Here is a 25,110-nt window from a genome sequence, read left to right as displayed (position 1 = left end):
AGAGGTGACTGGGTTTGGGGCTGGACAATGTAAGTCTGACAAATTATAAAGATATAGCTTACCACATGAAAAAACTGATGCATGACGAATCATATGTCAGATATATATACGGCATGGTAGAATCCTCCAACAGAAAGGACCCTGAGGAGACATGGTATGTGATACAGCAGATGATTCATATATCAGAGCTTAAGGGCTATTCATCGGTGCAGGCGTGGGGAAGTGCGCTCGCGGGAGGTTTCTATCTTGACAGAGGAAACGCCATGGCGGCCTATGAGAATCTCCTCAAGGCTTATGAGATATTCATAAGTGAGGATATGACAGAAGGACAGGCGTACTGCTGCAATGGCATCATGATGGTATACAATCATTATGGTCAGTTTGAGAATGCTCTTGAATGGGGACTTAGAGGAATTGATATGGCAGAGGAGCATGATCTTGGAGAGCTGATATTTTCCATAAGCGTCAATATGGCATCCATATTCATAGACTATGAAATGTACGATCAGGCAGAAAGCCTCATTGAGAGATTCTTCATGTCAAAGCTCTACTACAATCCTGAAACGGTAATACTAAGAAACAATCATAAGGCAAGGATAAGGCTTGCCATGTCTTTTGAAGATGATGCGCTTGAGCTAATTGAGCGGACTGAGGCAATTGCTGTCCGCAACAAAGTGGAAGGCCTCAGGCATCTCATACTGCTGACTAAGGCTGACATACTCAGCAGCCTTGGCGAGAACACAGATGCAGAGGCGTGTTACCGTGAATCATATGAATATGCTCTAAAGCATAAAAATCATGAAAAAGATGAAATCCTCAAGAAATGGGGACTTCATTATCTAAGGCTCGGAAGGCTTGAGGAGTCAGAGCAAAAACTCATGCAGGCTGAATCTCTTGCCAGAAACAGCGAGAAGCGCTTTATGCTGTCAAAGATACTCACGCATCTTACAGAACTGTATTCATTAAAGGGGGATTTCAGAAAAGCCTACGGATTTTCAAAGATGAGCAATCAGATAATGAGCGATATCTTGAATTCTCAGACCAGTGAGGCGATATACAGAGCCAGCGAAAAGAACACTCAGGCAGCAGCAAAGTCTTACAAGGAGCTCTATGAAAGCATAAACGTGCTGTCAGAGACAGGCAAGAAGATAACTTCGGAGCTTGATATGGAAAAAATAAACTGGATACTATATGAAGAAATCTCAAAGCTCATGAAGGTGGATTCAGTGGCAATATGTACCTTCGATGAAGATTCAGGATGTCTTGATTATGAGATGTTCATAGAGCGTGGAGAAAAAACTCCGGGGATAAAGGTAAAAATTGGAGATAAAATCTCATTCGCGGAGCACTGCATCACCAGAAACTGCGACATACTGATAAAGAACTCTCACAGAGAATACATGAAATATATACCGGAGAATAATATAAGCACTGAATCTCAGTTTGAGATACTGCCAAAATCTCTTATATTCTGTCCCATGATATTTGCAGGAAAGACGACCGGAGTGGTCACAGTACAGAATTATGAGGAGAATGCTTTCAGCTATACTGACCTTAGCAGGATAAGGCTGCTTGCAGGATACATATCAATAGCCGTTGAAAATTCAAGGCTATATAGAGAAGCAAGGCATTCTTCTACTCACGATCAGCTTACGGGCGTATATAACAGGAGGGAAATCCACTCCATAGGACATGCTATTTCGCAGGGCCTTAGAAAGACGGATGACACAGTATCAGTGCTCATGCTCGACGTGGACAATTTCAAATCCATAAATGACAGCTACGGTCATCACACGGGAGATGCCGTGCTTAAGAAAATAGGAGAGCTGATAAAGAAGGTGTTTGAAGGCTCTGGTTACGCCGGAAGGTATGGAGGAGAGGAATTCATGATAATCATACACGGAAAGACACACGAAGAGGTAGTGCATCTTGCAGAGAAGGCAAGGCGAATCATACAGGAAACCGCCATAGAGATAAAAAGCTTCATCGTAAGCGCTACAGTAAGCATTGGAGTAGATATTGAGGATTCATTCAGCTTCAATCTATCAAAATCAATTGTAAGGGCAGACAATGCTCTATACATGGCAAAACAGGGCGGAAGAAACAGAGTTGTAGTTACACAGCAGTAGCAGGAGAAAAAGGTGCAATATGAATATCGAAAAAAGCAGCATTACTCTTGAAGACGGAACAATTATAAAGACCACTGCGAGTTTTGGCGTATTTGAATTCGACAGGGAAACAGCCAGCTTTGAGGAAGGCGTAATCAAAGCCGATGAAGCCATGTACAGAGCAAAGCAGAACGGAAAAAACTGTGTATACATAAAAAAGAGGAATCAGCATTGATTTGCTGAACCTCTTTTTTTGTGTATTAAATATCATATTTTGTGATAAATATCAGAACTGGATTCTCTGTATCATTACTGCATTTTCTATATCCCATAGCTCTGCGCAGTCAGTGTCTATGATAGCGCAGGACCTTACGCCGTCCTTTGGTATGGAAGTGCTTCCGGGGTTAAGGATCATTATTTCATCGTCGCGCGACAGCTCTTTGATGTGAGTGTGGCCGTATATGAGTATATCGGCGCCGGCTTCTTTTGCTCTGTATATCATTGCCAGCTTGCTTTCGGTGTATCCATGAGTCACGAATATCTTTTTGTCATTGAACTCAAGCAGAACGCAGGGATCCTGAAATGGATGCTTTATGACCATCTCATCGACAGGGCTGTCGCAGTTTCCTCTGGCAATATATATGTTCTTCATATCATTCATCCTGGCAGAAAGCCCTTTGGGGTCATATCCTCCGGGAATATCGTTTCTTGGCCCGTGATACAGGACGTCGCCGGCATGGATTATCCTGTCGCAGTCCTCCAGTATTTCCATGGCTTTTTCAAAAAAATAGAGACTTCCATGGGTATCGCTTATTATTCCTAATCTCATATATCCTCCTATAAGAAACGGTCTGTGACCTTTGCCCAGAAATCATAGCTATGTAGTCTGAGGACCCTGATTTTTTTGTGACATGTAGTTATGACGACCTTTGAAATGTGGTTATACTTGTTTTCTATCCCGTCATTGATTATCAGCAGTGAATTTTCAAATCTGTACTCTGGATCTATCTCTATAAGAGAATCCGGAGAGGTTATTATGCTTGATGTAAATGACCTGTAGGCATTGGTATTTGTCGGGGACAGTGGCGTTATCTGCAGAGTTTCGAGAGATGGATCTATTATTGATCCTCCGGCAGAGTAGTTGTATGCAGTCGATCCGGTCGGAGTCGAGACAATCAGGCCGTCTCCGCTGAAGCACTCTATATCCGAATCATTGATCTTAAGGTTCAGGTGAATCATCCTGCTCTTTGTTCCTCTGATCACGACTTCGTTGATAGCGAGTATTTTTCTTCTGACTTCATTCATATGTATGTCAGCTGTAATCGGCGCAATCTCTCTTATTGAGTAATCTCCGCCGAGGTAGCTTTCTATCAGCATGTCTATGTCTTTTGGATTGATATCCTGCAAAAAACCGAGGTGTCCGGTGTTGATTCCTACTATTGGGATATCAGGATATTCAAAATCATGTATGGTCTTGATGAACCAGCCATCGCCACCTATTATTATTATAAGCTCAGCATCCGGAACGTAGCTGTTATATACAGTAAATCCGTTTACCTCGAGCTTATTTGAAATTTCACAAAAAACCTCCTGAGATTTTTCAGTCGGATTTGAAGTGACAACAATTTTTCTGCTCATTATTCATTCCGCCTTTCAGATGTAATTATATCATAGAAAAAATTGAAATGCGATAAATTTAGTGATATTATATATAGATGTAAAACATGTAAAAGTCGGGAGAAATATATGTGGAAAATTGAATCACAGAAGTATGATCAGCTCATATGGCAATGTCAGGAAGAAAATAAACTCAAGTCAGAGCTGCTTGATAAAATGAATATATCGGTGAGGATGCTCTGCAGCATCAAAAAGGAAAAGTCGGTCACTGTAAACGGGAAATATGTGCCGATGCATACAATGGTATACGGAGGAGACATAATAAAGATAGAGCTTCCTCATGAAAGCAATGAGTACGAAGCCCAGCAGATGGGAATAGAGGTGCTGTATGAGGATTTTGATCTCCTCGTCGTAGAAAAGCCATTCGGAATGGTAGTGCATCCGACTCGCAATCATCTCGAAAACACCATGCTGAACGCCCTTAAATACTATTTTGATGAGAATGGAATCAAATCGAAGGTGAGGTTCGTAAACAGGCTTGACAGAGATACGAGCGGCATACTGATAGTGGCCAAGAATGCCTATGCCCACAGCGTGCTCACAAAGGATACATCCATGTGGGAGATGCACAAGAAGTATATTGCGGTAGTAGAAGGAAAGCTTGATGAAAGCGGAACGATAAGGCTTCCTATAATAAAGTCGGAAGATGGGATAAGAAGGATGGTAGATGAAAACGGACAGGAGTGCGTGACACATTACAGGACTGTTGCAAGTAATGAAAGAGCTTCTTTTGTAGAGCTGGAGCTTGAGACAGGAAGGACTCACCAGATAAGAGTCCACATGTCAGCGATTGGACATCCGATTTTCGGAGACGAGCTTTATGGTGGGAACATGGATTTCATAGAGAGGCAGGCGCTGCACTGCATTGAGCTGGGATTCTATTCTCCAAGGCTGGAAAAGGAAATAAGGGTAAAAACAAAGCTCCATGATGATATCACGGAGCTGCTGATGAAGCTAGGCCTGAACTGATGATTCGATATATTCAACAAGATCATGTATAGTAACGAGATCTTCAATTCTATCATCTGGTATTTCAATTGAAAACTCATCTTCGATGGCCATGATTATTTCTACAGCATCAAGCGAATCGGCATCAAGATCAGTTGTAAGATTTGAATCCAGGCTTATGATTTTTTCATCTAAACCCAGTTGTTCGCTTATGATTTTTCTTATCGTCTCAAATATCATAAATTCCTCCTATTGCATAAAATAGCACATAATTACCTCGTAAGAAGTATAATACAATAAGAAGATTAAATCAATATTTTTTTTAAATAAAATTACAGGGAGTCATGAATGAGATACAGAAAACCCAAGAATTACAAAGACAAATTAATTAAATACTACGGAAGCATCGTAATCGAATCGCCGGAAAACTGCAAGGGAGCCTGGAGGGACGTATTTGGCAACGATAATCCGATATACGTCGAGGCAGGAATGGGAAAGGGAAACTTTCTCATGGAGCACGCCGCAAGAAATCCGCATGCGAATTATATAGGAATAGAGAAAATAGAGCCTCTGCTGATCGGGGCCTCAGAGAGAGTTCAGGATCTGAAGCTCAGCAACATAAGGCTGCTTAGCATAAATGCCAATTTTATCGAGGACTATTTTGAAGAATCTGAAATATCAGGGATATATCTTAATTTTTCAGATCCGTGGCCAAAAAAGAGAAATGCAAACAGGAGGCTGACCCATCACAATATGCTTGAGAGGTATCGCCGCATACTCAGAGATAGCTCATCCATTGAATTCAAGACAGACAACAGGGACTTGTTCGAGTTTTCGGTATGTGAGATGAGTATGGCGGATTTCACAGTAGAAGAGATTCAGATAGATCTGCACAATCATGGACTGGAAGAAAACGATGAAAGATTAATAAGCACAGAATATGAAAGCAAGTTTGTAAAAATGGGTAGAAGTATCTATAGGATAAAAGTCAGGGTAGATAAAAATAAAAATTTAAGATCGGGGAGTGAATAATATGTCAGTTACAATAAAAGACGTGGCCAGGATGGCCGGGGTATCGATATCTACGGTATCAAGGGTAATAAACAACTCAAAGCCGGTTTCAAATGATATCAGGGAAAGAGTCATGGATGTCATAAAGACCACAAGCTACGTTCCAAATCCGGTAGCAAGAAGCCTTGTTCTCAAAAAGAGCAATTTCATAGGAGTTATAGTTCCCGATATATCGAACTATAAAATAGGAGAGATACTTAACGGAATAGAAGAAATCGGAAAGATGTACGATTACGATATCCTGCTGTGCAACTCATACGGAGAGATTGAAGAGGAGATAAAATATATAAACCTTCTTATAAACAAGCAGGTAGCCGGCATACTATTTGTGAGCTGGAACCTGAAGAAGGAAGCCGTAGACATAATAACTTCCAGCTCGATACCTTCAGCATATGTAGCCAAAAATGCCAGGGAATTTGACGTTTTCTCTGTAGGGATAGATCATGAGAAGGCAGGCTACGATGTAGGAAGATATCTTCTTACAAAGGAAAATGAAGACATTATGTTCATAAGTCCGGACCATACCTCTCAGACAATAAACTCATTCATAATAGACGGAGTGAAAAGAGCCTTCAGCGAGTCTGGGAGGGTATTTGAAGAGGAGCATATAAAATATATAAAAGCGGACACTATTTCGGCGTATGAATTCATGACGGATTATATAAAATCCGGAAACAAGCTGCCGGATGCAGTTTTTGCTACAAATGACGATATGGCAGCAGGCGTAATAAATGCGCTTTGCGACAGCAATATAGAGGTGCCGGAAAAAGTTTCGGTTGTGGGATACGACAATACAAAGATATCCAGCATCATAAGGCCAGCCCTTACTACTGTGGAGCAGCCGCTCTATGATATCGGAGCTATTTCTATAAGGATACTGATCAAAAAGGTGGAAGGGTTTGAGATGAAGGAAAAAAACATCACTCTCCCGCACAATATAATAGAGAGACAGAGTTCAATATAAAAAATGCTTTTACAATTAGTGATATTGTAGTATAATTATATAAAAGCACCTGGGATGTGCGTTATAGTCTTATTAAATTCAACCGACAAATATTATATGGGATTCTGAACGTATTTTTGTGGATGACGGGCCTCCTTTGAGAGGATATCAGAAATAAAGATCAAGAAACCCACCTGAGCACGCTCGGGGGTGAATTTTCTGGACTAGACGGCACCTCGGGGCTTTTTTTTTGCACAAAACCAGAAATTACAAGTTTGAAAAAACAAAAATCAATAGTCGCCTTTGTTTGCAAAATAAAAAGATAAAAATAAAAATGAAATTTCTATTGACGATTCCTGCAGAATATGGTATTTTATATACATGAAAAGAATAAAAAACGGAAACAAATGAAATGTGATATAATAACATTGCATTTGAGGAGGAGGATTTCAATGGAAAACAACAAAAACATGACTCAGGCGACTAACAGAAAAAAAGAAACAATGATGTTCTGTGGAGTTATAACCTGCATAAACTGTGTAAATGAAACCTGTACATCAGACACTTGCGACTTATACGAGGATTCTCAGTCACAGGAAGGATAGAGAGAACAGACATGTTAACAAAAAACAGCATAAAACCATAAAATAGTTTAGTGAAATATACACTAGACTATTTTTTTATGATAAAATATAGAGGTACATGTTTTAAACATAATATTTCAGGAGAGAAAAGATGGATAAGAAACTTATAGATAGGATAAATCAACTTTCAAGAAAATCAAAGGCAGAAGGTCTTTCACCCGAAGAAAAGGCTGAGCAGCAGGATCTGAGAAAAGAATACCTGACAGAATTCAGGAGCAATTTCAGACAGCAGCTGGAAAATGTAGAAATATCATATGTTGATTAGATAAGGAGGCTTTCACATTGAACATAATACAGAGCAGGCAGCTTAAGGGAAACATAAAGCTGCTTAATATAAAGAGCCAGCAGTTTAAGACGAGCCTCATTTCTATATATATAAAGAGGCCTCTGAGCAATGACGAAGTGACGCTTAATTCATTGATACCTTCAATTCTTAAGATGGGAAGCCGAAGCTTTCCTACTCAGGCTGAGATATCAAAGGAGCTTCAGGAGCTCTATGGAAGCTCTTTTGGTGTTGGAGTGGGAAAACTTGGGGAGAAGCAGATACTGAGCTTCAAGCTTTCGCTCACAAACGACAGATACCTCAGTGAGAGCATATCTGCAAAGGCATTTTCCGTAATGATGGATATACTGCTTAATCCGCTTGCAGAAAATGGCGGATTCGTAAGCAGATATGTCGAAATAGAAAAGGATGTCCTCAGAGAATCACTTCTTTCAAGGATCAACAACAAGGGAGCCTACGCACTCGAAAGATGCATAGAGGAAATGTGCAAGGGTGAACCTTACAGCATTCATGAGGACGGAAATATAGAAGACCTGGACAGGATAACTCCTCAGTCCCTTTATGAACACTACATGAAGATACTGTCAGAATCGGAGATAGACATTGCGATAACAGGAGATATGGATGAAGCGGTAATAAGCGAGATAGAGCAGGCCGTTGAGAAGAGCTTTGAATTCAGGAAGAGCGAGATTCCGGCTATCCCGAGGGAAAACATATACCATGATGTAGAAGAAGTAAGATATATCACAGACCAGATGGATGTGTCACAGGGCAAGATAGTTCTTGGATACAGGACAGGCGTGGATGTAAAGAGCGATGAGTATGTGCCGATGTTCCTTTATTCTGTGATACTGGGAGGTGGAGCCCACTCAAAGCTGTTCATGAACATAAGGGAAAAGCATTCGCTTTGCTACTCCATAAATTCATTCCTTGAGAAGCTCAAGGGCATAATGTTCATAACCGCAGGAATAGATACCGTTAACTTTGAAAAGACTGTTGAGCTGATAAAAAAAGAGGTAGCTGACATGAGCGAAGGCAATATTTCAGAAAATGAACTGGATTTTGCGAAGAAGTTTATAAGAAACAGCCTCCAGTCGCTCAAAGACAGCATATGGTCGCTTTCTGACTACTACTATAATCTGAACAACCAGGGAAGAAATGAAAGCGTCGAGGAGTTCCTGGAGAAGATAGAAAAGGTTTCGGTAGAGGATATAAGAAAAGTATCATCTGGCATCCGGCTTGACACCATTTACTTTCTTACAAAAAAAGGAGAGCAGTAATGAACATAATTACAAACGACTGTCTGAAAGAATCTCTTTATCATGAGAAGCTCGATAACAATATGAACGTTTTTTTCATACCGAAAAAGGGATTCACAAAAAAATATGCGATATTTGCGACTGATTATGGCTCAAATGATCTTGAATTCATATCTCCGTTTGACGGCTCGCATATAAAGCTAAATGAAGGCATCGCGCATTTCCTTGAGCACAAGATGTTTGAGCAGCCGGATGGAGTAGATGCTTTTTCAAAATTCTCGGAATTTGGAGCGAATGCAAACGCATTTACCAATTTCAATATGACCGGATATCTTTTTTCAACCACAGACAATTTTTATGAATCCCTGATCCATCTTCTTAATTATGTGCAGACGCCTCATTTTACTGATGAGAACGTCGAGAAGGAAAAAGGCATAATTGCGCAGGAAATAAAGATGTATGAGGACAATGCAGACTGGCAGCTGTTTTTCAATACGCTCAAGGCCATGTATGTCAGCCATCATAACAACATAGATATCGCAGGTACGGTAGAGAGCATATATAAGATAACCAGGGACGAACTCTATACATGCTACAATTCGTTCTATTCACCTTCCAATATGGCACTTTTTGTCATAGGAGACCTGAATTGGGACGAAGTGCTTAGTACGGTGAGAGACAACGTAAAAAGCGACAACAGCTTTGAAGGCAGGATAGAGCGAATAGCTGCGCAGGAGCCGGATGCTGTAAACCAGAAAGAGATATCTCAGAAAATGGAGGTATCTATACCTATGTTCTCCCTTGGATACAAGGACGCAATGAATGGCGAAACAGAAGGAAGCGAGCTGCTTCACAAGAGCATAGCGACAGATATAGCCCTTGACTGCATATTTAAGAAGGGCAGCAGGCTCAACGAGGATCTGTACATGCAGCAGCTTATATACGAACCGCTTTCGTGCGACTACTCATCACACAGAGATTACGGATATACGATCATATCCGGTGAGACCCGCGATATAGAAAAAACTGTGGGACTTATAAAATCTGAGCTTGAGAGGCTCAGAGAAGAAGGGCTTGATGAATCGGATTTCAGAAGGATAAAAAAGACCAAGATAGGGAGCTTCATAAGATCTTTCGACTCAATAGAAGGAATCGCGAACTCATTCCTGGGATATTTTTTTGAAGGGATAAATTATTTCGACATCCTAGGTTCGCTGGAGACAATAACCCTTGATGATGTCAACAAAAGGCTGAAGGAACATTTTGTCGAAGAGATGAGCGTTATTTCAGTGATAGAGCCAAAGGAAGAAAATTAGAGGTGTATATGGATCCAACAGCATTTACGGTATTTGGTATAGACATACAGTGGTATGCGATAATAATAACATCGGCAATGATAATCGGCGTTCTTTTCAGCATAAGAGATGGAGAGAAGCAGGGATTTGTGGGAGACCATCTCCTGGACCTGATGCTTGTGGCGCTGCCGATGGCTATAATAGGAGCAAGAGCATATTATGTCATATTCAACTTTGAGATATATGCAGACAATATAATAAATATATTCAATATAAGGCAGGGAGGGCTTGCAATACACGGAGGCCTTATCGGAGGATTTCTCGGGGGATATATAGTCTCAAAGAAGAGAAGCTTCAACATACTGAAGGTTGCAGATATAATATCGCCATATCTTATACTGGGACAGGCAATAGGAAGATGGGGAAATTACATCAATCAGGAAGCGCATGGCGGGCCTACAGACCTTCCGTGGGGAATAATGGTTGACGGGGTAAAGGTGCATCCGACATTTCTATATGAATCCGTCTGGAACTTAATAGTATTTGCGATACTGAAAAAAATATCTGCAAACAAGAAATTTGACGGACAGATGACAGGTGCATATCTGATACTGTATTCAGCAGGAAGATTTTTCATAGAAGGTCTCAGGACGGATTCGCTCATGATAGGGCCACTGAGGACAGCGCAGGTAATAAGCATAATGCTCATACTGCTGGGAGTATTTTTATTGAAAAGCAGAAAAAATTCAGGAATCGGACCGGCTTACACAGACTCTGCAAAGCCGCAGCAGGATACCACAGGAAATGGGAGAGAATAATGGAATTCATACACAAATCAGTCCTTCTGGATGAATGCATAGACAGCCTGAACATAAAGCCTGAAGGCATATATGTCGACGGGACTCTTGGGGGAGCAGGACATTCACTTGAGATAGTAAAGAGGCTTGACGGCGGCAAGCTCGTAGCCTTTGATCAGGACATGGATGCCATAGAGAATGCGAGAATAAAGCTGGCAGAATATATGGACAGAGTAATACTGATACATTCCAACTTTGAGAACCTTGGCGAAAAGCTTGATGAAAACGGCATAACAGGCATAGACGGACTGCTTCTCGATCTTGGAGTATCATCTTATCAGCTGGATACTCCGGAAAGAGGCTTTTCATACATGCATGACGCTCCTCTGGACATGAGGATGGACAAGAGCCTCACTGAGAGCGCATGGGACATAATAAACAGATATTCAGAGGCAGAGCTTTCTGATATAATCAGAAACTATGGCGAAGAAAACTGGCATGCGAGAATAGCAGCCTTCATAGTTGAAAGACGAAGAGAAAAGCCGATCGAGACTACTTTTGAGCTGGTGGACATAATAAAGGCCGCAGTTCCGAGAAAAGCAAGAGACGAGAATCTGCACCCGGCCAAAAGGACATTCCAGGCAATAAGGATAGCCGTAAACAGAGAGCTTGATGTAATAGAGAAAGTAATCAGAGAAGCTACGGAAAAAATGAACAGGGGCGGAGTGATAGCTATAATTACGTTCCATTCCCTTGAAGACAGGATAGTCAAGAATGTATTCAGGGACCTCAGCGCCGGATGCATATGTCCTCCGGAATTTCCAGTGTGCGCATGCAATACTGTTGCAAAACTCAAGCTTCTGACAAAAAAGCCGATAATATCTTCAAAAGAAGAGCTTGAAGAAAATCCGAGAGCCAGAAGTGCGAAGCTGAGATGTGCAGTCAGATTATAGGGGAATTACCATGAACAATTATCAGTCGTACAAAGATTATAAGAACTCAGGCAGGAGGACGGCTGGCCCAAGGGAAGGGTCATCACCTGAAGTAAAAAGAAAGCCCGTAAAAAAAACAAAGGCTTCTGTCAGCAGTAAGGCGAGGCCGTCAAAAAAGGATACAGCTGCGGCAAAGAGAATCGAAGCACAAAAGAAGAAGGCCGCTGCACAGGAAAGAAAGAACCTCAAGCTCGCAAGGCGGCTTGAGAGAAAAGAAAAGTCAGAACAGCGAAGGCATGCAATCAAAAGCAACAGAAAGCCGCTCATGATTGCCTGCTTTGTTGTGTTTTATATTGGTATTTCGATGGTAATACTGTATAATAATTCAAGGATAGCCCAGATGCAGTACAGCGTCAATGAAATCAGGAAAGAAATAGAAAAGGAAAAAAACTATCAGAATGAGCTCGAAGCCGAAAGAGAGAGCACATTCAAGAGTGAAACCATTGAAAATTACGCAAAATACAGGTTGAACATGGTATATCCGTCAAAAGAACAGACTGTTTATATAAAGATTGATTAACAGAAGAGGCAAACATGAAAAGTAGCAGCAAATACAGAGGATTAATCGCGAAACGCCTTAGCTTCAGCATGGCAGTATACTATCTTCTCATATCAGTTCTTATAATGAGGCTGGGTTATATTCAGATAGTTAATCCGGAAAAATATACAGACAAAGCCATAGTTCAGCAGCAAAAGGATGAGATAATCCAGCCGCTCAGAGGCAGCATACTCGATCGTAATGGCAAGGAGCTCGCAGTCAGCATAGTCACATATGACATACTCGTTGAGAAGATATATGTCCAGGACGTGCAGAAGACCGCAGAGGCGCTTTCAAAGACGCTTGAGGATGTAACCGTCGAAGAGTTCAAGGCTAAATACGATGATGACACAAAGCGATTCATACTGAGGAAGAACATACCTCTGGAGCTTGTCGAGGAAATAAAGCAGTCTGAAGCCACGGGGCTCAAGTTTGAAGAAAACTCGCAGCGAAAATACCCATATGGTCAGTTCGGATCATTCGTGATAGGCCATGTCTCATATGACAATGAAGGCATAGCAGGCATAGAATCCTACATGAACAATGAACTCAAGGGCATTCCCGGAAGGAGGATCGTCGTAAAGGACGCGGAAAACCGTGAAGTCCCGAATTCGGAAATAAGATACAATGAAGCCAGAAATGGAAACACCATCGTGCTTACTATAGATGAGGTCCTGCAGCACCATGTTGAGAAGGTTACAAATCAGGCCTACATAGACAACAATGCAGTGTCTGTGACCTCCATCGTAATGAATCCAAAAAATGGAGAAATACTTGCAATGGCGTCAAAGCCAGACTATGATCCAAACAGTCCGAGAGAAGCGAAATTTGAAGTATATGCAAAACAGCTTGAAAAAGCGCAGGACGTTGATCAGCGGTCCGCGATAATAAGCAAGATGTGGCGTAATCCTTCAGTGAATGATATCTATGAGCCGGGATCGACATTCAAGCTAATAACCGCTTCGGCGGCGCTTGAGGAAGACAAGGTATTTGCGGATGAGGTATTCTATGACAGCGGATACGTAAAGATAAAGGACAGGACTATAAAAAACTGGACCTCCAGGCCATATGGCAGCCTTACCTTCAGAAAAGCGGTAGAAGAATCTGTAAATACGGTTTTCGTTCAGGTTGCAAACAGGCTCGGGGCAGAAACCTTCAGAAAATATATAGAAGCCTTCGGATATGGAAGCAAGACAGGGATAGAGATACCTGGAGAAGCGGAAGGCATAATCTATCCTCTCAGCAAGACCGGAGAAGTAGAGCTGGCTACGATGTCATTTGGACAGAGTATATCAGTCACGCCTCTTCAGATGATAAATTCAGTTGCTGCAATAGCAAATGAAGGAAAGCTCCTCAAGCCTACTCTCATAAAGGAGATATGGGACTACAAGGGGAATATAATCCACAGGCATGAAAAAGAAGAGGTTAAGGCATCCGTATCACCTCTGACCGCCTCCAAGGTGATGGACCTTATGGAATCCGTCGTAAAGGCAGGAGGAGAGAATTCACAGATAGATGGATACAGGCCTGCAGGAAAGAGTGGAACCGCACAGAAACCTTCAAATGGAATATACCAGGCGGGAGCATATATAGGATCATACGTAGCGGTAGCACCGGTCGAAGACCCTCAGCTGGTGGTGCTCACTATCATAGATGAGCCAAGGGCCGGATCATATTACGGAGGAGTCGTGGCGGCTCCAGTCGCGAGAGATATAATGAGCTATTCGCTGAGATATCTTGGAGTGAACCCGGACAATACAGGAGGCTCAGATTCTTCTCCTAAGGTAGTGATACCTGAAATAAGAAACATGAAGATATCAGAGGCAAAGGAAAAGCTTTCGAAATCCGGACTCGGGTACAGGCTTTCGATAAAGGAAGAAGTAAGCCCGGACACTGTGGTATCCGACTGCTTCCCTAAGCCGGGAGAAAAGCTTACAAAAGGCTCGGACGTCATACTGTATATACAGCAGAAAAATTCTGATATAAAGATGCCGGACCTCAAAGGAAAAACCATGGAGGAATCAGACAAGATACTCACAGGGCTTGGGCTCAACCCATCCTATACGGGAACGGGCAAAGTCCATTCACAGGCTCCGGCAGCAGGCACCAGGCTTAGCCCGGGAACGGTAGTCAGCCTTGAGATGAAGGACGCTTCTGAGGAACCAGACACACCTCCTTCAGAAAATGCTGAAGAGAAGGCTGCCCAGGAAAACAGTTAACAGTAATAAAAAAAGCGGAGGCACAGGATGCGAAATATCACCATAGGGGATATATTGAAGATGACAGGAGCAGAAGCCAGCTTCGAAATCGATGAAAATGCAAGAGTATGCAACATAAGCAATGACAGCAGAGACATAAAGGAAGACACCATATATGCGGCAATCGTAGGAGAAAGGCTTGACGGCCATGATTTTGCCAGGGCAGCGCTTGAAAATGGAGCCATAGCGGCAATTGTTGAGAAAAGAGTGACTGAAAAGGACATACTTGTAAAAGATACCCGCAGAGCGCTCAAGGATATCGCCATGGGATATAGGAGCAGGTTCGACATACCGTTTCTTGCAGTCACTGGAAGCAGCGGAAAGACAACAACAAAAGACATGCTTTACTTTGCAGTATCAGAAAGCAGGAAGACTCTCAGAAATCTTGGAAATCTAAACTCGGAAATCGGGCTTCCGATGACCGTCTTCAACCTTGACGAATCGCATGAATGTGCGGTGCTTGAGATGGGGATGTATGTACAGGGAGAGATAGATTATCTTGCAGAGATAGTAAAGCCTCATTTCGCTATAATTACAAACGTAGGAGTGGCTCATATACAAAGTGCAGGCTCAAGAGAGAACATACTGAAGGCGAAGATGGAGATTGCAAACTATATGACTCAAAGCGATGTTCTCCTTATAAACGGGGACAATGACATGCTTCAGACCGTAGATACGGGAGCCATCAAGCCTTCGGTATATAAATACGGTCTTGAGGAGCACAATGACATAAGGCTTATATCATACGAGACAACCGAAAGTGGGATGAAGATCCGGGCAGATATACTTGGCAAAATCACAGAGTATGAAATACCGACTCTCGGTATCCACAACATATACAATTCTCTGAGCGTCATGGGGCTGTGCAGCCTCATGGGCCTTGACATGAAAAAATCGGCGGAGGGCATAAGAAAATATCAGCCTTCAAAATACAGAATGGAGATAAAGAGTGTTTCCGGCAAGACCCTCATAGAGGACTTCTATAACGCAAATCCTGATTCGCTTAGAGCGTCCATAGAGACCTTCAGGCAGATGCAGGGCGAAAGAAAAGTCGCTGTGCTTGCAGACATGCTGGAGCTTGGAGAAATATCAGAGAAGGAGCATATGAATGCAGGCATTCAGGCGTCAGAAATATTTGACGTCATAATATGCATAGGAAGCGATGCTAAATATATCGGAAAAGGCGCGATTGAAAATGGCTTTGACAAAGGCCGCGTATATTTTTTCGCAAACAATGAAGAAGCCGTATCGGAAATAAATTCAATACTCAGACCTGGAGATGCAGTTCTCATGAAAGGGTCAAGAGGGATGAAGCTGGAGGAGGTTGCAGAATCAATCTGCTGACATGACAATGGAAATAACAGTATTAATGACATCCTGGGCAATAGCCTATTTTGCGGGTCCGGCACTGCTGCCCGTGCTCAGAAAACTTAAATTTGGACAGACTGTGAGAGATGATGGGCCGCAGACCCATCTTCAGAAAAATGGAACCCCTACGATGGGCGGGATAATATTCATAGCGGCAATACTCTTGACATCGGTTGGCGTTTCAATAATTAAAAAAGAGGCTGCAACAGAAATCACGCTGTCGCTCCTGTTCATGATTTTATTCGGATTAGTGGGATTTGTAGATGACTATATAAAAGTCGTAAAAAAGAGATCTCTCGGACTGAAGGCGAAGCAGAAGATAGCCATGCAGGTCGTGTTTGCGGCATTTCTTGCTGTCTTTCAGCTTAAGATTTCACCTCTTGGAAGCAGTATCCTTGTTCCTTTCACTGATCTTAGCCTTGATCTTGGAATAATGTATGTTCCCTTTCTGATGTTTGTAATAATAGCAATAGTAAACAGCGTGAATCTGACAGACGGCCTCGACGGCCTCGCCAGTACCGTGACTGTACTTGTAGCTCTGTGTTTTGCGGTAATCGCATTCATGATGGGAAACAAAGCTGTGCTTTACTTCATGCTTTCTGTAGCAGGAGCATGCACAGGATTTTTAAGGGTAAACAGGTACCCGGCAAAGGTATTCATGGGAGATACAGGTTCCATGGCTCTTGGAGGGGCAGTGGCATCAGCGGCTGTTATCCTCAATCTGGAGCTGCTTGTTCCGATAATGTGCATAGTATATTTCATGGAGAGCGTATCGGTTATCCTTCAGGTAGGATATTACAAGAAGACAAAGAAAAGAATATTCAAGATGGCACCGCTTCATCACCATTTCGAGCTGTGCGGATGGCATGAGACCAAGGTGGTAAGGGTGTTTGATATAATTACAGTTATAATGGGTCTGATAGGAATACTTTCAGTCTTTATCGGAGGAATGTAGATTATGGAGCTAAAAGGAATGAAAGTCATCGTAATAGGACTTGGAAAGAGTGGATTTGAACTTCTCGGATTTCTTGACAGGAGGCAGATTGAAACTGTCGCATATGACAGCAGAGATGCAGATAGCATGTCTGGCCTGGACAGGTTTTCAGATAGAATCAGCATCAGATGCGGGCAGAATCCTTCAGGCGATGAAGAGTGCGATCTTGTTATAGTATCTCCTGGCATATCTATGAATATGGACTTCATGAAAAGATTCAGGGAAAGAAAGGTCGAGATTGCAGGTGAGGTGGAGTTTGCATACAATTTTGCAAAAGGAAAATTCATAAGCATCACAGGCACGAATGGAAAGACTACTTCAACGACGCTCGCGGGGGAGATATTCAAGGCGGCAGGTTTTGACACGAGAGTGGTAGGAAACATCGGAAATCCAGTGATTTCAGAGGTTGAGACCTCAACTGAGGAAACTGTATTTGTTGCAGAGATATCGAGCTTTCAGCTTGAAACCATAAAAAACTTCAACAGCAGGGCGGCTGCTGTCATAAACATAACTCCAGATCATCTGGACAGGCATATTACCGTAGAAAACTATGCGGATGTGAAATCAAGGATATTTGAAAATCAGACGAAGGACGATTTTGCAATTATAAACTACGATGATCCAGCGGTTAAGAAAATGTCCGGAAGCCTTAAATCACAGATAATATTCTTCAGCAGGAAAGAGAAGCTGGAGCAGGGAATATATATAGAAGACGGAATTATTAAATATGCAGACAGCTCATGCACCACAGACATAATAAGCAGGGAAGAGGTTTTTCTAAAAGGAGGCCACAACCTTGAAAATGTAATGGCTACCATAGGACTCTGCATAGCTGCGGGTATTGATCAGGAGGTCATGAAAAGAGTACTCAGGGAATTCAGAGGAGTTGAACACAGGCTTGAACTGGTTGATTGCATAGATGGCGTTGAATTCATAAATGACTCAAAGGGAACAAACACGGACTCATCAATTAAGGCGCTGGAGGCATATGACCACGATGTTATACTCATTGCTGGAGGCTATGACAAGAAGGCTGAATTTGGAGATTTCGTAAAGATGTTCAGCGGCAGGGTAAAGCATGCAATATTCATGGGAGCTACCAGCCAGAAGCTCGCTGATGCCTGCATCGAAAACGGATATACCCGGTTTTCCTTTGCTCAGAGCATGAAGGAATCGGTAGAGCTGGCGAAGAAATTAGCAAGGCCTGGAGATACTGTGCTTCTATCGCCTGCATGCGCCTCATGGGGCATGTACAATAATTTTGAGCAGCGCGGAGAAGATTTTAAGAATAATGTAAGAGGGAATGTATAAGTGGAAAAAAAAGGCAGAAGCTACAGAGAAGGAAAGATAGACTACATGGTCCTTATTCTTACGGTTGCAATAACCGTGATAGGGATAATAATGGTCTACAGCGCGAGTTACGTCAACTCGGGCTTCAGGTATGAAGATCCAAACAGGATAATATTCAAGGAGATTATATTTGCAGTACTGGGCATGGCGCTCATGGCAGGAGCTATGAATGTGCCTTACAGAATATACAGAGGAACTCTTACAAAGCTGCTCGCATGGATAACCTTTGCGACCTTCCTGCTGCTGCTTACGCCCATTGGACTCAACCTTAACGGAGGTCTCAGATGGCTTAACCTGGGATTTACGACATTCATGCCGTCAGAGCTTGCAAAGTATACATGCATATTCCTTATGGCAGAATCACTCACGAAAAAAGGAATTGACTGCAGGAAGCTGAGCGATGCCGGCAAATTCTGGGCAGCGCCGGGATTCTTCATAGTCATGGTCGCGTTGCAGCCGGACCTTTCAACATCCTTCATACTTTTCTGCATAACATTCTATCTTTACTATATAGGCGGAATAAGAAAGACATGGATATTTGCGCTGATCGCTATAGGAGTAGCCGGAATAGCCGGACTCATACTTATTGAACCATTCAGGATCCTCAGGGTAAAGACTCTCCTCGATCCATTCTCAGATCCGCAGGGAAGCGGCTATCAGGTGCTTCAGTCTCTTTATGCGATTGCATCAGGTGGAATAAAGGGAGCCGGGCTTGGAGCCAGCAAACAGAAGCTTCTTTATCTTCCAGAGCCTCAGAACGACTATATATTTGCCATAATAAGTGAGGAGCTGGGATTCATAGGAGCTCTTTCCATAATATTCCTGTTCGTGGCGCTTATAACACGATGCTTCATGATAGCTGCAAATGCTCCGGACAGATACGCTACATTCATAGTATCGGGAATAACCATACAGATGGCACTTCAGTCACTCGTAAATATGTTCGTGGCAGTATCGCTGCTTCCAAGTACCGGAATACCTCTTCCGCTCATAAGCTATGGAGGAACATCACTGGTGCTGAACCTTCTTGCAATGGGAATAGTACTCAACATATCAAGGTATGACAGGAGGTATTCTGCCAGTGCAAGAGTTGAAGAAAGCAGAAGGACTTATCATAAAATTGAAAGCAGGAGAAGTAAGATATGAAAATAATCGTTTCAGGCGGAGGCACAGGAGGACATATTTATCCGGCCATATCAATAGCAGACAGATTCAAGGAAGAATATCCCGATTCAGAGATTCTTTACGTGGGAGTCAGGGATGGCCTTGAGTCGAGGATTGCGGCTCAGTACGGATATGAGTTCAGAGGCCTTGAAGTTAAAGGATTTCAGAGGAAAATAAGCCTTGAGAATGTAAAGCGAGTGATTCTGGCTGCAAAAGCAATGAAGGAAGCGTCTGAAATCATGCGTGAATTCAGGCCGGACATCGTGATCGGAACCGGAGGATATGTGTGCGGACCAGTCGTGATGGCTGCTTCAAGAGCCGGCGCGGTTACAGCTGTGCATGAGCAGAACGCATTTCCGGGAATAACCAACAAGATCCTGGCAAAAAAGGCTGACAGGGTATTTCTTGGATTCGAAGCTGCGAGGCAGAGGATGAAATGCAAGAATGACCCGATTACAGTTGGAAACCCTGTGAGAAAGGACATCAGGATGCCTCTCGAAAGGTCCGCGGCAAGAAAGAAGCTGGGAATTTCGGATGATACGGCCTTTATACTTGTCACAGGAGGATCGGGAGGATTTGGAGCAATAAATGATGCGTTTATTAAAATAATTCCAGATCTTATTCAAAGAAATGTTGAATTTGCCTTCTCTACGGGTAGATATTATTATGAACCAGTAATTAAGACTCTTAAAGATATGGGGATAAAAACAGATTTCAGGGTATTTGAATATATAGACAGCATGCCGGATTATCTTTCAGCGAGCGACCTTTGTATCGTAAGCGCAGGTGCTACGACGCTTGCAGAGATAAATGCAGTAGGAAGGCCGTCTATAATAGTTCCAAAGGCATATACATCAGAAAATCATCAGGAATATAATGCCAGATATATAAAATCAATGGAAGCCGGAGAATATATCCTGGAGAAAGAGCTCAGCGGAGAGCTTCTCTATGAGAAAATAATGGATATCATAGAGAATCCGGAAAAAAGAAAGATAATGGAAGAAAACAGCAGAAAGCTCAATGATGGTGATCCCTGCGAAGCCATAATAAAGGAGCTTTCGCAGCTTATCAAAGTAAAATAAAAGATTGCAGGAGATTTTTCAATGGACAGATCCAAAAAACTAATACTAATTTCAGTGATTTCCGGGCTTGTGATTTCTTTTGCGGCATATCTCACTCTTCCAGCATTCCAGGTCAGCAATATTATAGTACTCGGGAATTCAAAGATGACTCCGGAGGAGATAGAATCCAGACTGAACATACTTCTTGAAAAAAACACATTTCTTCTTGATAAGCAAAAGATAAAAGAAGCTTTTTCAAGTGACCCCTACATCGAGTCTGTTGAAATCAGCAGCAAATTTCCCGAGACAGCCATATTCAATATAAAGAAAAGACAGGCAGTTGCCACTGTAAAATTCTCTGGCGGATTTCTTGTCATAGACGAAAACGGGGCAGTGCTTGAATCCACTCAGGAGCTGTCAAAGATAGTAAAGCCGCTAATAAGTGGAATAGAGGTTACACAGGTGAAGCTTGGTGAAAAACTTGATATTGAAAATCAGGATATATTCGGCCTTATACAGAGCGTAATAACAAATGTCAGGAGCGCAAAGCTGCTTAACAATATTTCTCAGATAGAGATAACCGGAGACTCCGAGATACTGATGACTACTCCTCAGGGGGTCAATGTACTGCTTGGCAAGGGTGAAAATCTTAATGAAAAGATGCTTATACTCAACCAGATCCTCATAGATCTTCACGAAAAGAAAATATACAGTGGATATATCGACATGAGATATGACGGATATCCGGTATACAGGAGAACAAAATGAAATCATTCTTGAAGACCAGATTATCAAAAATACTATTCTTCGTTTTCAGCTTCATTATAGGAGTTACTCTTGTCATGCAGTTCAAGCTCGTAGAGACAATGAACAACGGACAGAGCATATCCGACAAGGCGGCTCACCTTCAGCTTGAGCTTACAGGAATAAAGGAGCGCAAGGAGAAGCTTGAAAAGGAAATAAAGGACGTAGAGTCAAAGATAGCAGAAATCAACAGCTCCGAGCTTGAAAGCAACACTCTTCAGGAAACACTTAAAAATGAAATGGAAAAATATGAGCTTCAGATCGGTTACAGAAAGGCTGAGGGAGAAGGCATAGAGCTTGAGCTCCTTATGCAGGATCCTCAGGCTTATGAGGTCCTGATAAACAACTACGATCTAATTCTTTCAATAGTAAACAAGCTGAATGCAGCCGGAGCAGAAGGCATTGCCATCAATGACGAGAGAATAGTGGCAGTTACGGATTTCAAATACGAGCAGGGTACTCTTCATGTAAATTCAAATCCCGTAAAGCCGCCGTTCATACTGAGAGCAATAGGAAATCCGGATACTCTTGAGGCTTCTCTTAACATAAGATATGGGATACTCTGGGAGCTTAAAAACAATTTCGGGATAAGCAGCAGGATAGAAAAAAAGAAAACTGTCGAGCTACCTATGTATGTAAAGGAAATAGTCTACAAATTTGCAGAAGTAGTAGAAGATTAGGAGAAAAATGAAGCCTGAAATAAGAAAGCGAATAAATATTTTACTTATGGTTACATTCATATTTGGAATAGCGCTATCCATGCAGATAAAGAATCTTTCAGACAAGACATCGCTCATAAACATTGAAGGCGTGAATGAGATGGAGATGCAGCTGAAGATTGAAAATGCAGAAATAGGGAAACTGGAAGAATACCTTGCGAGAAAAACCAGCGAGCTTGAAGATTATAGCACAATAACAGACTCGCCGGATCTGAACTCAGTCATGGAGGCCAAGCTGTCATATTACAGGAATATACAGGGAGAGAATGATCTTACAGGCAAAGGCGTTATAATTGAGATAAGGGACAGCGACAAGCTGGTAAAGCCGGGAGAGAATCCGAACGATTTTCTTGTCCATGACCAGGATTTATTAAGGATAATAAATGACCTGAAGATATCCGGCGCCGAAGCGATTTCGATAAACGGACAGAGATACATGAGCTTTTCGGAGATAAAATGCAGCGGGCCTACAGTCACCATAAATGGAAAGACCTACGGGCAGCCATTTGTAATAAAAGCAATAGGTGATCCTGCAAACCTTGAGGCAGCTATAAAGTCAATAGATTCATACAGTTATATGCTAAACAGCATATACGGAATTAAAATAGACGTGAGAACTTCTGAAAGTGTTGTGATTACAAGATATGGAAGAACAAAACAATATAATTACCTGAAAAGGATTGTGGAGGATACTGAATGATTTGGGCTATTTTGGGGTTAAGTCTTGGTGTTATAGTAGGTGGATATATACCATTCACATATCCATCGAGTTATTCTCTTTATATATCGATTGCCTTGCTTGCTGCATTCGACTCTGTATGCGGTGCTGTGAGGGCAAGCATGGAAAACAAATATGACAACACTCTTTTCATAAGCGGTTTTTTTACAAATGCAATTCTTGCCGCTACGATATCTTATATTGGAGACAAACTGGGAGTGCCTTTTTACTACGCTCCGATACTTGTTTTTGGGGGAAGGCTGTTTGACAACCTCGCGATAATCAGAAGACATATCTTCAAATAGCTTTTTTGTAATTTAGTTCATTAGTATTTACGTAATATTAATGAAATAAAATTGCAAAATTGCTTGACATCAGTACATGTTATTAGATAAACTGTAAATATAGTTAAACTGGCATGTGAAAAAGAAGACATGCAGTGTTAATCAGCAAAGATCAAGTCTATTAGAAAATGGTGGAGGTATGAATTAATGTTCGATATAGATGTGAATGACGGCTTTCTCAGCAGAGAAGTAATAAAAGTAATCGGAGTAGGTGGTGGCGGTGGAAATGCCGTTAACAGAATGATCCAGGCAGGTATAGCAGGAGTTGAGTACATAGTTATGAACACTGATGCTCAGGCACTCAGACAGTCTGAAGCACCTATAAAGATACAGCTGGGAGAAAAGACTACAAGAGGCCTTGGTGCAGGAGCAAACCCTGAAATAGGAGCAAAATCTGCAGAGGAAAGTGAAGAGGACATAAAAAAATCCATCGAAGGCAGCGACATGATATTCATAACTGCAGGAATGGGCGGCGGAACTGGTACTGGAGCAGCGCCGATAGTTTCCAAAATCGCGAGATCAATGAACATACTCACAGTGGGTATTGTTACAAAACCATTTTTCTACGAAGGCAAGATGAAGGCAAAGAAAGCCGAAATGGGAATATCGGAAATGCAGAAGTATGTTGATACTCTGATAATAATACCAAATGAGAAGATTCTTGAAATCACAGATAAAAATACAAAGCTGGACGATGCATTCGAGATGGCGAATCAGGTCCTTAAGCAGGGAGTTAAAGGTATAACAGACATAATAAAGGTACCTGGTATGATAAACGTGGATTTTGCTGACGTAAGAACCACAATGTCAAACAAAGGCATCGCACATATGGGAATAGGAAATGCACAGGGAGAGAACAGAGCGCTGCAGGCAGCTGAAGAAGCAATAATGAGTCCGCTTCTTGAAACTACTGTAGAAGGAGCATCTGCCGTACTTATAAACATTTCGGCATCAAGAGACACGTTCACTATAAGCGAATTCAATGAGGTATCAAGATTCGTGAATGAGAGCGTCAACAGCGAAGATTCAGAAGTAATAATCGGAACATCACTAAATGATGACCTTGGAGACACTCTGAGCATAACAGTAATAGCAACAGGTTTTTCAGATGAAATGCCGGTAAAGACTACAACAGTAAAAAAAGAAGAGAAAATAGAAAAAATTGAAAAGAACAGCCAGGAAAAGATAGAAATCTTTGAAGAGGAATCTGATGAAGAAAGAGAACCATTCTTTGTTATTCCGAAATGGTTAGAGAAGAAAAAATAAAAAGAGAATTTATATTCTCTTTTTTTGTAAACAGAAAGGGAATAATCAGATATGAAATGTCAGTATTGTGGGGAGATGGCGTCAAAGGTGGTCGACTCGCGATTGGCCGAAGAGGGCAACAGCATAAGGCGACGCCGTGAGTGTGAGAACTGTAAAAAGAGATTTACCACATATGAGCGTATAGAACGCATAAACATAATGGTGATAAAGAAAGACAAGACAAGAGAGTATTTTGACAGAGAAAAGATACTCAAGGGAATACTCAGGTCATGTGAAAAAAGGGAGATATCGCTAAGCCAGATGGAGAATGTGGTGGATTCGATAGAAAAAGACATACTCAATTCAATGAAAAGAGAGATTACGAGCCTTGAGATAGGAGAGCTCGTAATGAAATATCTCAAGAATCTGGATGAAGTAAGCTACGTAAGATTTGCATCTGTATACAGGGAATTCAAGGATCTCGAGAGCTTCATGAATGAGCTCAAGCAGATCATGTCAGAAAAGTAGAG

At 41.9% G+C, this 25,110-nt stretch carries 26 protein-coding genes, 1 other RNA gene and 1 pseudogene; 25 read left to right on the top strand and 3 right to left on the bottom strand.

Annotated elements, in window-relative coordinates:
- The first annotated feature begins 14 nt into the window (after nucleotides 1-14).
- Nucleotides 15-2,129, top strand: a complete 2,115-nt coding sequence (locus tag AC4PGZ_RS08350) for a sensor domain-containing diguanylate cyclase (RefSeq protein ID WP_492158182.1) — start codon at nucleotides 15-17, stop codon at nucleotides 2,127-2,129.
- A 16-nt stretch (nucleotides 2,130-2,145) separates the two neighbouring features.
- Nucleotides 2,146-2,343, top strand: a pseudogene (locus AC4PGZ_RS08345) (GGDEF domain-containing protein); the annotation flags it as partial.
- Between the two features lie 51 nt (nucleotides 2,344-2,394).
- On the opposite strand, the gene yfcE reads toward AC4PGZ_RS08345, so the two are convergent.
- Together yfcE and AC4PGZ_RS08335 are read right to left on the bottom strand one after the other, a co-directional pair.
- Complete coding sequence (gene yfcE, locus AC4PGZ_RS08340; protein WP_492158180.1) at nucleotides 2,395-2,937, bottom strand: phosphodiesterase; 543 nt, start codon at nucleotides 2,935-2,937, stop codon at nucleotides 2,395-2,397.
- 8 nt (nucleotides 2,938-2,945) lie between these two features.
- Nucleotides 2,946-3,746, bottom strand: a complete 801-nt coding sequence (locus AC4PGZ_RS08335) for an NAD(+)/NADH kinase (protein ID WP_492158178.1) — start codon at nucleotides 3,744-3,746, stop codon at nucleotides 2,946-2,948.
- 108 nt (nucleotides 3,747-3,854) lie between these two features.
- Between AC4PGZ_RS08335 and AC4PGZ_RS08330 the strand changes: the two genes are divergently transcribed.
- On the top strand, nucleotides 3,855-4,754 hold the full coding sequence (locus AC4PGZ_RS08330) for an RluA family pseudouridine synthase (protein ID WP_492158177.1): 900 nt from the start codon (nucleotides 3,855-3,857) through the stop codon (nucleotides 4,752-4,754).
- Here the strand turns inward: AC4PGZ_RS08330 and acpP are convergent.
- Nucleotides 4,740-4,973, bottom strand: a complete 234-nt coding sequence (gene acpP, locus AC4PGZ_RS08325; RefSeq protein WP_492158176.1) for an acyl carrier protein — start codon at nucleotides 4,971-4,973, stop codon at nucleotides 4,740-4,742. The genes AC4PGZ_RS08330 and acpP overlap by 15 nt on opposite strands.
- A gap of 108 nt (nucleotides 4,974-5,081) precedes the next feature.
- On the opposite strand from acpP, the gene trmB reads away from it, so the two are divergent.
- The 22 genes from trmB (at nucleotide 5,082) to nrdR (ending at nucleotide 25,108) form a co-directional block, all read left to right on the top strand.
- Entirely contained in the window at nucleotides 5,082-5,765 is a 684-nt protein-coding gene (gene trmB, locus AC4PGZ_RS08320; RefSeq protein WP_492158175.1) for a tRNA (guanosine(46)-N7)-methyltransferase TrmB, read from the top strand.
- Nucleotide 5,766: 1 nt separating this feature from the next.
- The gene (locus tag AC4PGZ_RS08315; protein WP_492158174.1) at nucleotides 5,767-6,768 is read left to right on the top strand and encodes a LacI family DNA-binding transcriptional regulator; all 1,002 of its coding nucleotides are present in this window, start codon (nucleotides 5,767-5,769) and stop codon (nucleotides 6,766-6,768) included.
- 43 nt (nucleotides 6,769-6,811) lie between these two features.
- A non-coding RNA gene (ssrS, locus tag AC4PGZ_RS08310) (6S RNA) lies at nucleotides 6,812-6,994 on the top strand.
- A gap of 205 nt (nucleotides 6,995-7,199) precedes the next feature.
- The gene (locus AC4PGZ_RS08305) at nucleotides 7,200-7,352 is read left to right on the top strand and encodes a hypothetical protein (RefSeq protein ID WP_492158173.1); all 153 of its coding nucleotides are present in this window, start codon (nucleotides 7,200-7,202) and stop codon (nucleotides 7,350-7,352) included.
- 130 nt (nucleotides 7,353-7,482) lie between these two features.
- The gene (locus AC4PGZ_RS08300; RefSeq protein WP_492158171.1) at nucleotides 7,483-7,656 is read left to right on the top strand and encodes a DUF896 domain-containing protein; all 174 of its coding nucleotides are present in this window, start codon (nucleotides 7,483-7,485) and stop codon (nucleotides 7,654-7,656) included.
- A 17-nt stretch (nucleotides 7,657-7,673) separates the two neighbouring features.
- Nucleotides 7,674-8,954, top strand: coding sequence for an EF-P 5-aminopentanol modification-associated protein YfmF (gene yfmF, locus AC4PGZ_RS08295; protein WP_492158169.1), 1,281 nt, complete (start codon nucleotides 7,674-7,676; stop codon nucleotides 8,952-8,954).
- Nucleotides 8,954-10,249, top strand: coding sequence for an EF-P 5-aminopentanol modification-associated protein YfmH (gene yfmH / locus AC4PGZ_RS08290; RefSeq protein WP_492158168.1), 1,296 nt, complete (start codon nucleotides 8,954-8,956; stop codon nucleotides 10,247-10,249). The genes yfmF and yfmH overlap by 1 nt, the downstream gene beginning before the upstream one ends.
- 8 nt (nucleotides 10,250-10,257) lie before the next feature.
- Nucleotides 10,258-11,046: a prolipoprotein diacylglyceryl transferase gene (gene lgt, locus AC4PGZ_RS08285; protein ID WP_492158166.1), complete on the top strand. Its 789-nt coding sequence runs from the start codon at nucleotides 10,258-10,260 to the stop codon at nucleotides 11,044-11,046.
- Nucleotides 11,046-11,978 carry a 16S rRNA (cytosine(1402)-N(4))-methyltransferase RsmH gene (gene rsmH, locus AC4PGZ_RS08280; protein WP_492158165.1) on the top strand — a complete coding sequence of 311 codons (933 nt, stop codon included), beginning with the start codon at nucleotides 11,046-11,048 and terminating at the stop codon, nucleotides 11,976-11,978. The genes lgt and rsmH overlap by 1 nt, the downstream gene beginning before the upstream one ends.
- A gap of 10 nt (nucleotides 11,979-11,988) precedes the next feature.
- Nucleotides 11,989-12,537 carry a septum formation initiator family protein gene (locus AC4PGZ_RS08275; protein WP_492158164.1) on the top strand — a complete coding sequence of 183 codons (549 nt, stop codon included), beginning with the start codon at nucleotides 11,989-11,991 and terminating at the stop codon, nucleotides 12,535-12,537.
- Nucleotides 12,538-12,551: 14 nt separating this feature from the next.
- A complete protein-coding gene (locus AC4PGZ_RS08270; protein ID WP_492158163.1) occupies nucleotides 12,552-14,774 on the top strand; it encodes a peptidoglycan D,D-transpeptidase FtsI family protein in 2,223 nt (740 codons plus the stop codon).
- 27 nt (nucleotides 14,775-14,801) lie between these two features.
- Complete coding sequence (locus AC4PGZ_RS08265) at nucleotides 14,802-16,157, top strand: UDP-N-acetylmuramoyl-tripeptide--D-alanyl-D-alanine ligase (RefSeq protein ID WP_492158161.1); 1,356 nt, start codon at nucleotides 14,802-14,804, stop codon at nucleotides 16,155-16,157.
- Between the two features lies 1 nt (nucleotide 16,158).
- Nucleotides 16,159-17,136 (top strand): phospho-N-acetylmuramoyl-pentapeptide-transferase, encoded by a 978-nt coding sequence (gene mraY, locus AC4PGZ_RS08260; protein ID WP_492160259.1) that lies wholly within the window; start codon nucleotides 16,159-16,161, stop codon nucleotides 17,134-17,136.
- Nucleotides 17,137-17,139: 3 nt separating this feature from the next.
- Nucleotides 17,140-18,486 carry a UDP-N-acetylmuramoyl-L-alanine--D-glutamate ligase gene (gene murD, locus AC4PGZ_RS08255; RefSeq protein ID WP_492158159.1) on the top strand — a complete coding sequence of 449 codons (1,347 nt, stop codon included), beginning with the start codon at nucleotides 17,140-17,142 and terminating at the stop codon, nucleotides 18,484-18,486.
- On the top strand, nucleotides 18,487-19,671 hold the full coding sequence (gene ftsW / locus AC4PGZ_RS08250) for a putative lipid II flippase FtsW (protein WP_492158158.1): 1,185 nt from the start codon (nucleotides 18,487-18,489) through the stop codon (nucleotides 19,669-19,671).
- Nucleotides 19,668-20,771 carry an undecaprenyldiphospho-muramoylpentapeptide beta-N-acetylglucosaminyltransferase gene (murG, locus tag AC4PGZ_RS08245; RefSeq protein ID WP_492158157.1) on the top strand — a complete coding sequence of 368 codons (1,104 nt, stop codon included), beginning with the start codon at nucleotides 19,668-19,670 and terminating at the stop codon, nucleotides 20,769-20,771. The genes ftsW and murG overlap by 4 nt, the downstream gene beginning before the upstream one ends.
- A 21-nt stretch (nucleotides 20,772-20,792) precedes the next feature.
- Nucleotides 20,793-21,518: a cell division protein FtsQ/DivIB gene (locus tag AC4PGZ_RS08240; protein WP_492158156.1), complete on the top strand. Its 726-nt coding sequence runs from the start codon at nucleotides 20,793-20,795 to the stop codon at nucleotides 21,516-21,518.
- Nucleotides 21,515-22,234, top strand: coding sequence for a DUF881 domain-containing protein (locus tag AC4PGZ_RS08235; protein WP_492158154.1), 720 nt, complete (start codon nucleotides 21,515-21,517; stop codon nucleotides 22,232-22,234). Before AC4PGZ_RS08240 ends, AC4PGZ_RS08235 begins: the two co-directional genes overlap by 4 nt.
- 7 nt (nucleotides 22,235-22,241) lie before the next feature.
- Nucleotides 22,242-22,973, top strand: a complete 732-nt coding sequence (locus tag AC4PGZ_RS08230) for a DUF881 domain-containing protein (RefSeq protein WP_492158153.1) — start codon at nucleotides 22,242-22,244, stop codon at nucleotides 22,971-22,973.
- The gene (locus AC4PGZ_RS08225) at nucleotides 22,970-23,296 is read left to right on the top strand and encodes a small basic family protein (RefSeq protein ID WP_492158152.1); all 327 of its coding nucleotides are present in this window, start codon (nucleotides 22,970-22,972) and stop codon (nucleotides 23,294-23,296) included. The genes AC4PGZ_RS08230 and AC4PGZ_RS08225 overlap by 4 nt, the downstream gene beginning before the upstream one ends.
- Before the next feature lie 186 nt (nucleotides 23,297-23,482).
- Nucleotides 23,483-24,601: a cell division protein FtsZ gene (ftsZ, locus tag AC4PGZ_RS08220; protein ID WP_492158151.1), complete on the top strand. Its 1,119-nt coding sequence runs from the start codon at nucleotides 23,483-23,485 to the stop codon at nucleotides 24,599-24,601.
- A 51-nt stretch (nucleotides 24,602-24,652) separates the two neighbouring features.
- On the top strand, nucleotides 24,653-25,108 hold the full coding sequence (gene nrdR / locus AC4PGZ_RS08215) for a transcriptional regulator NrdR (RefSeq protein WP_492158150.1): 456 nt from the start codon (nucleotides 24,653-24,655) through the stop codon (nucleotides 25,106-25,108).
- Nucleotides 25,109-25,110: the final 2 nt, after the last annotated feature.

Source organism: Proteocatella sp. QWL-06, from assembly GCF_058684135.1.
Note: the sequence above shows the minus strand (reverse complement) of the source record. Positions and strands in the feature narration are given on the sequence as shown.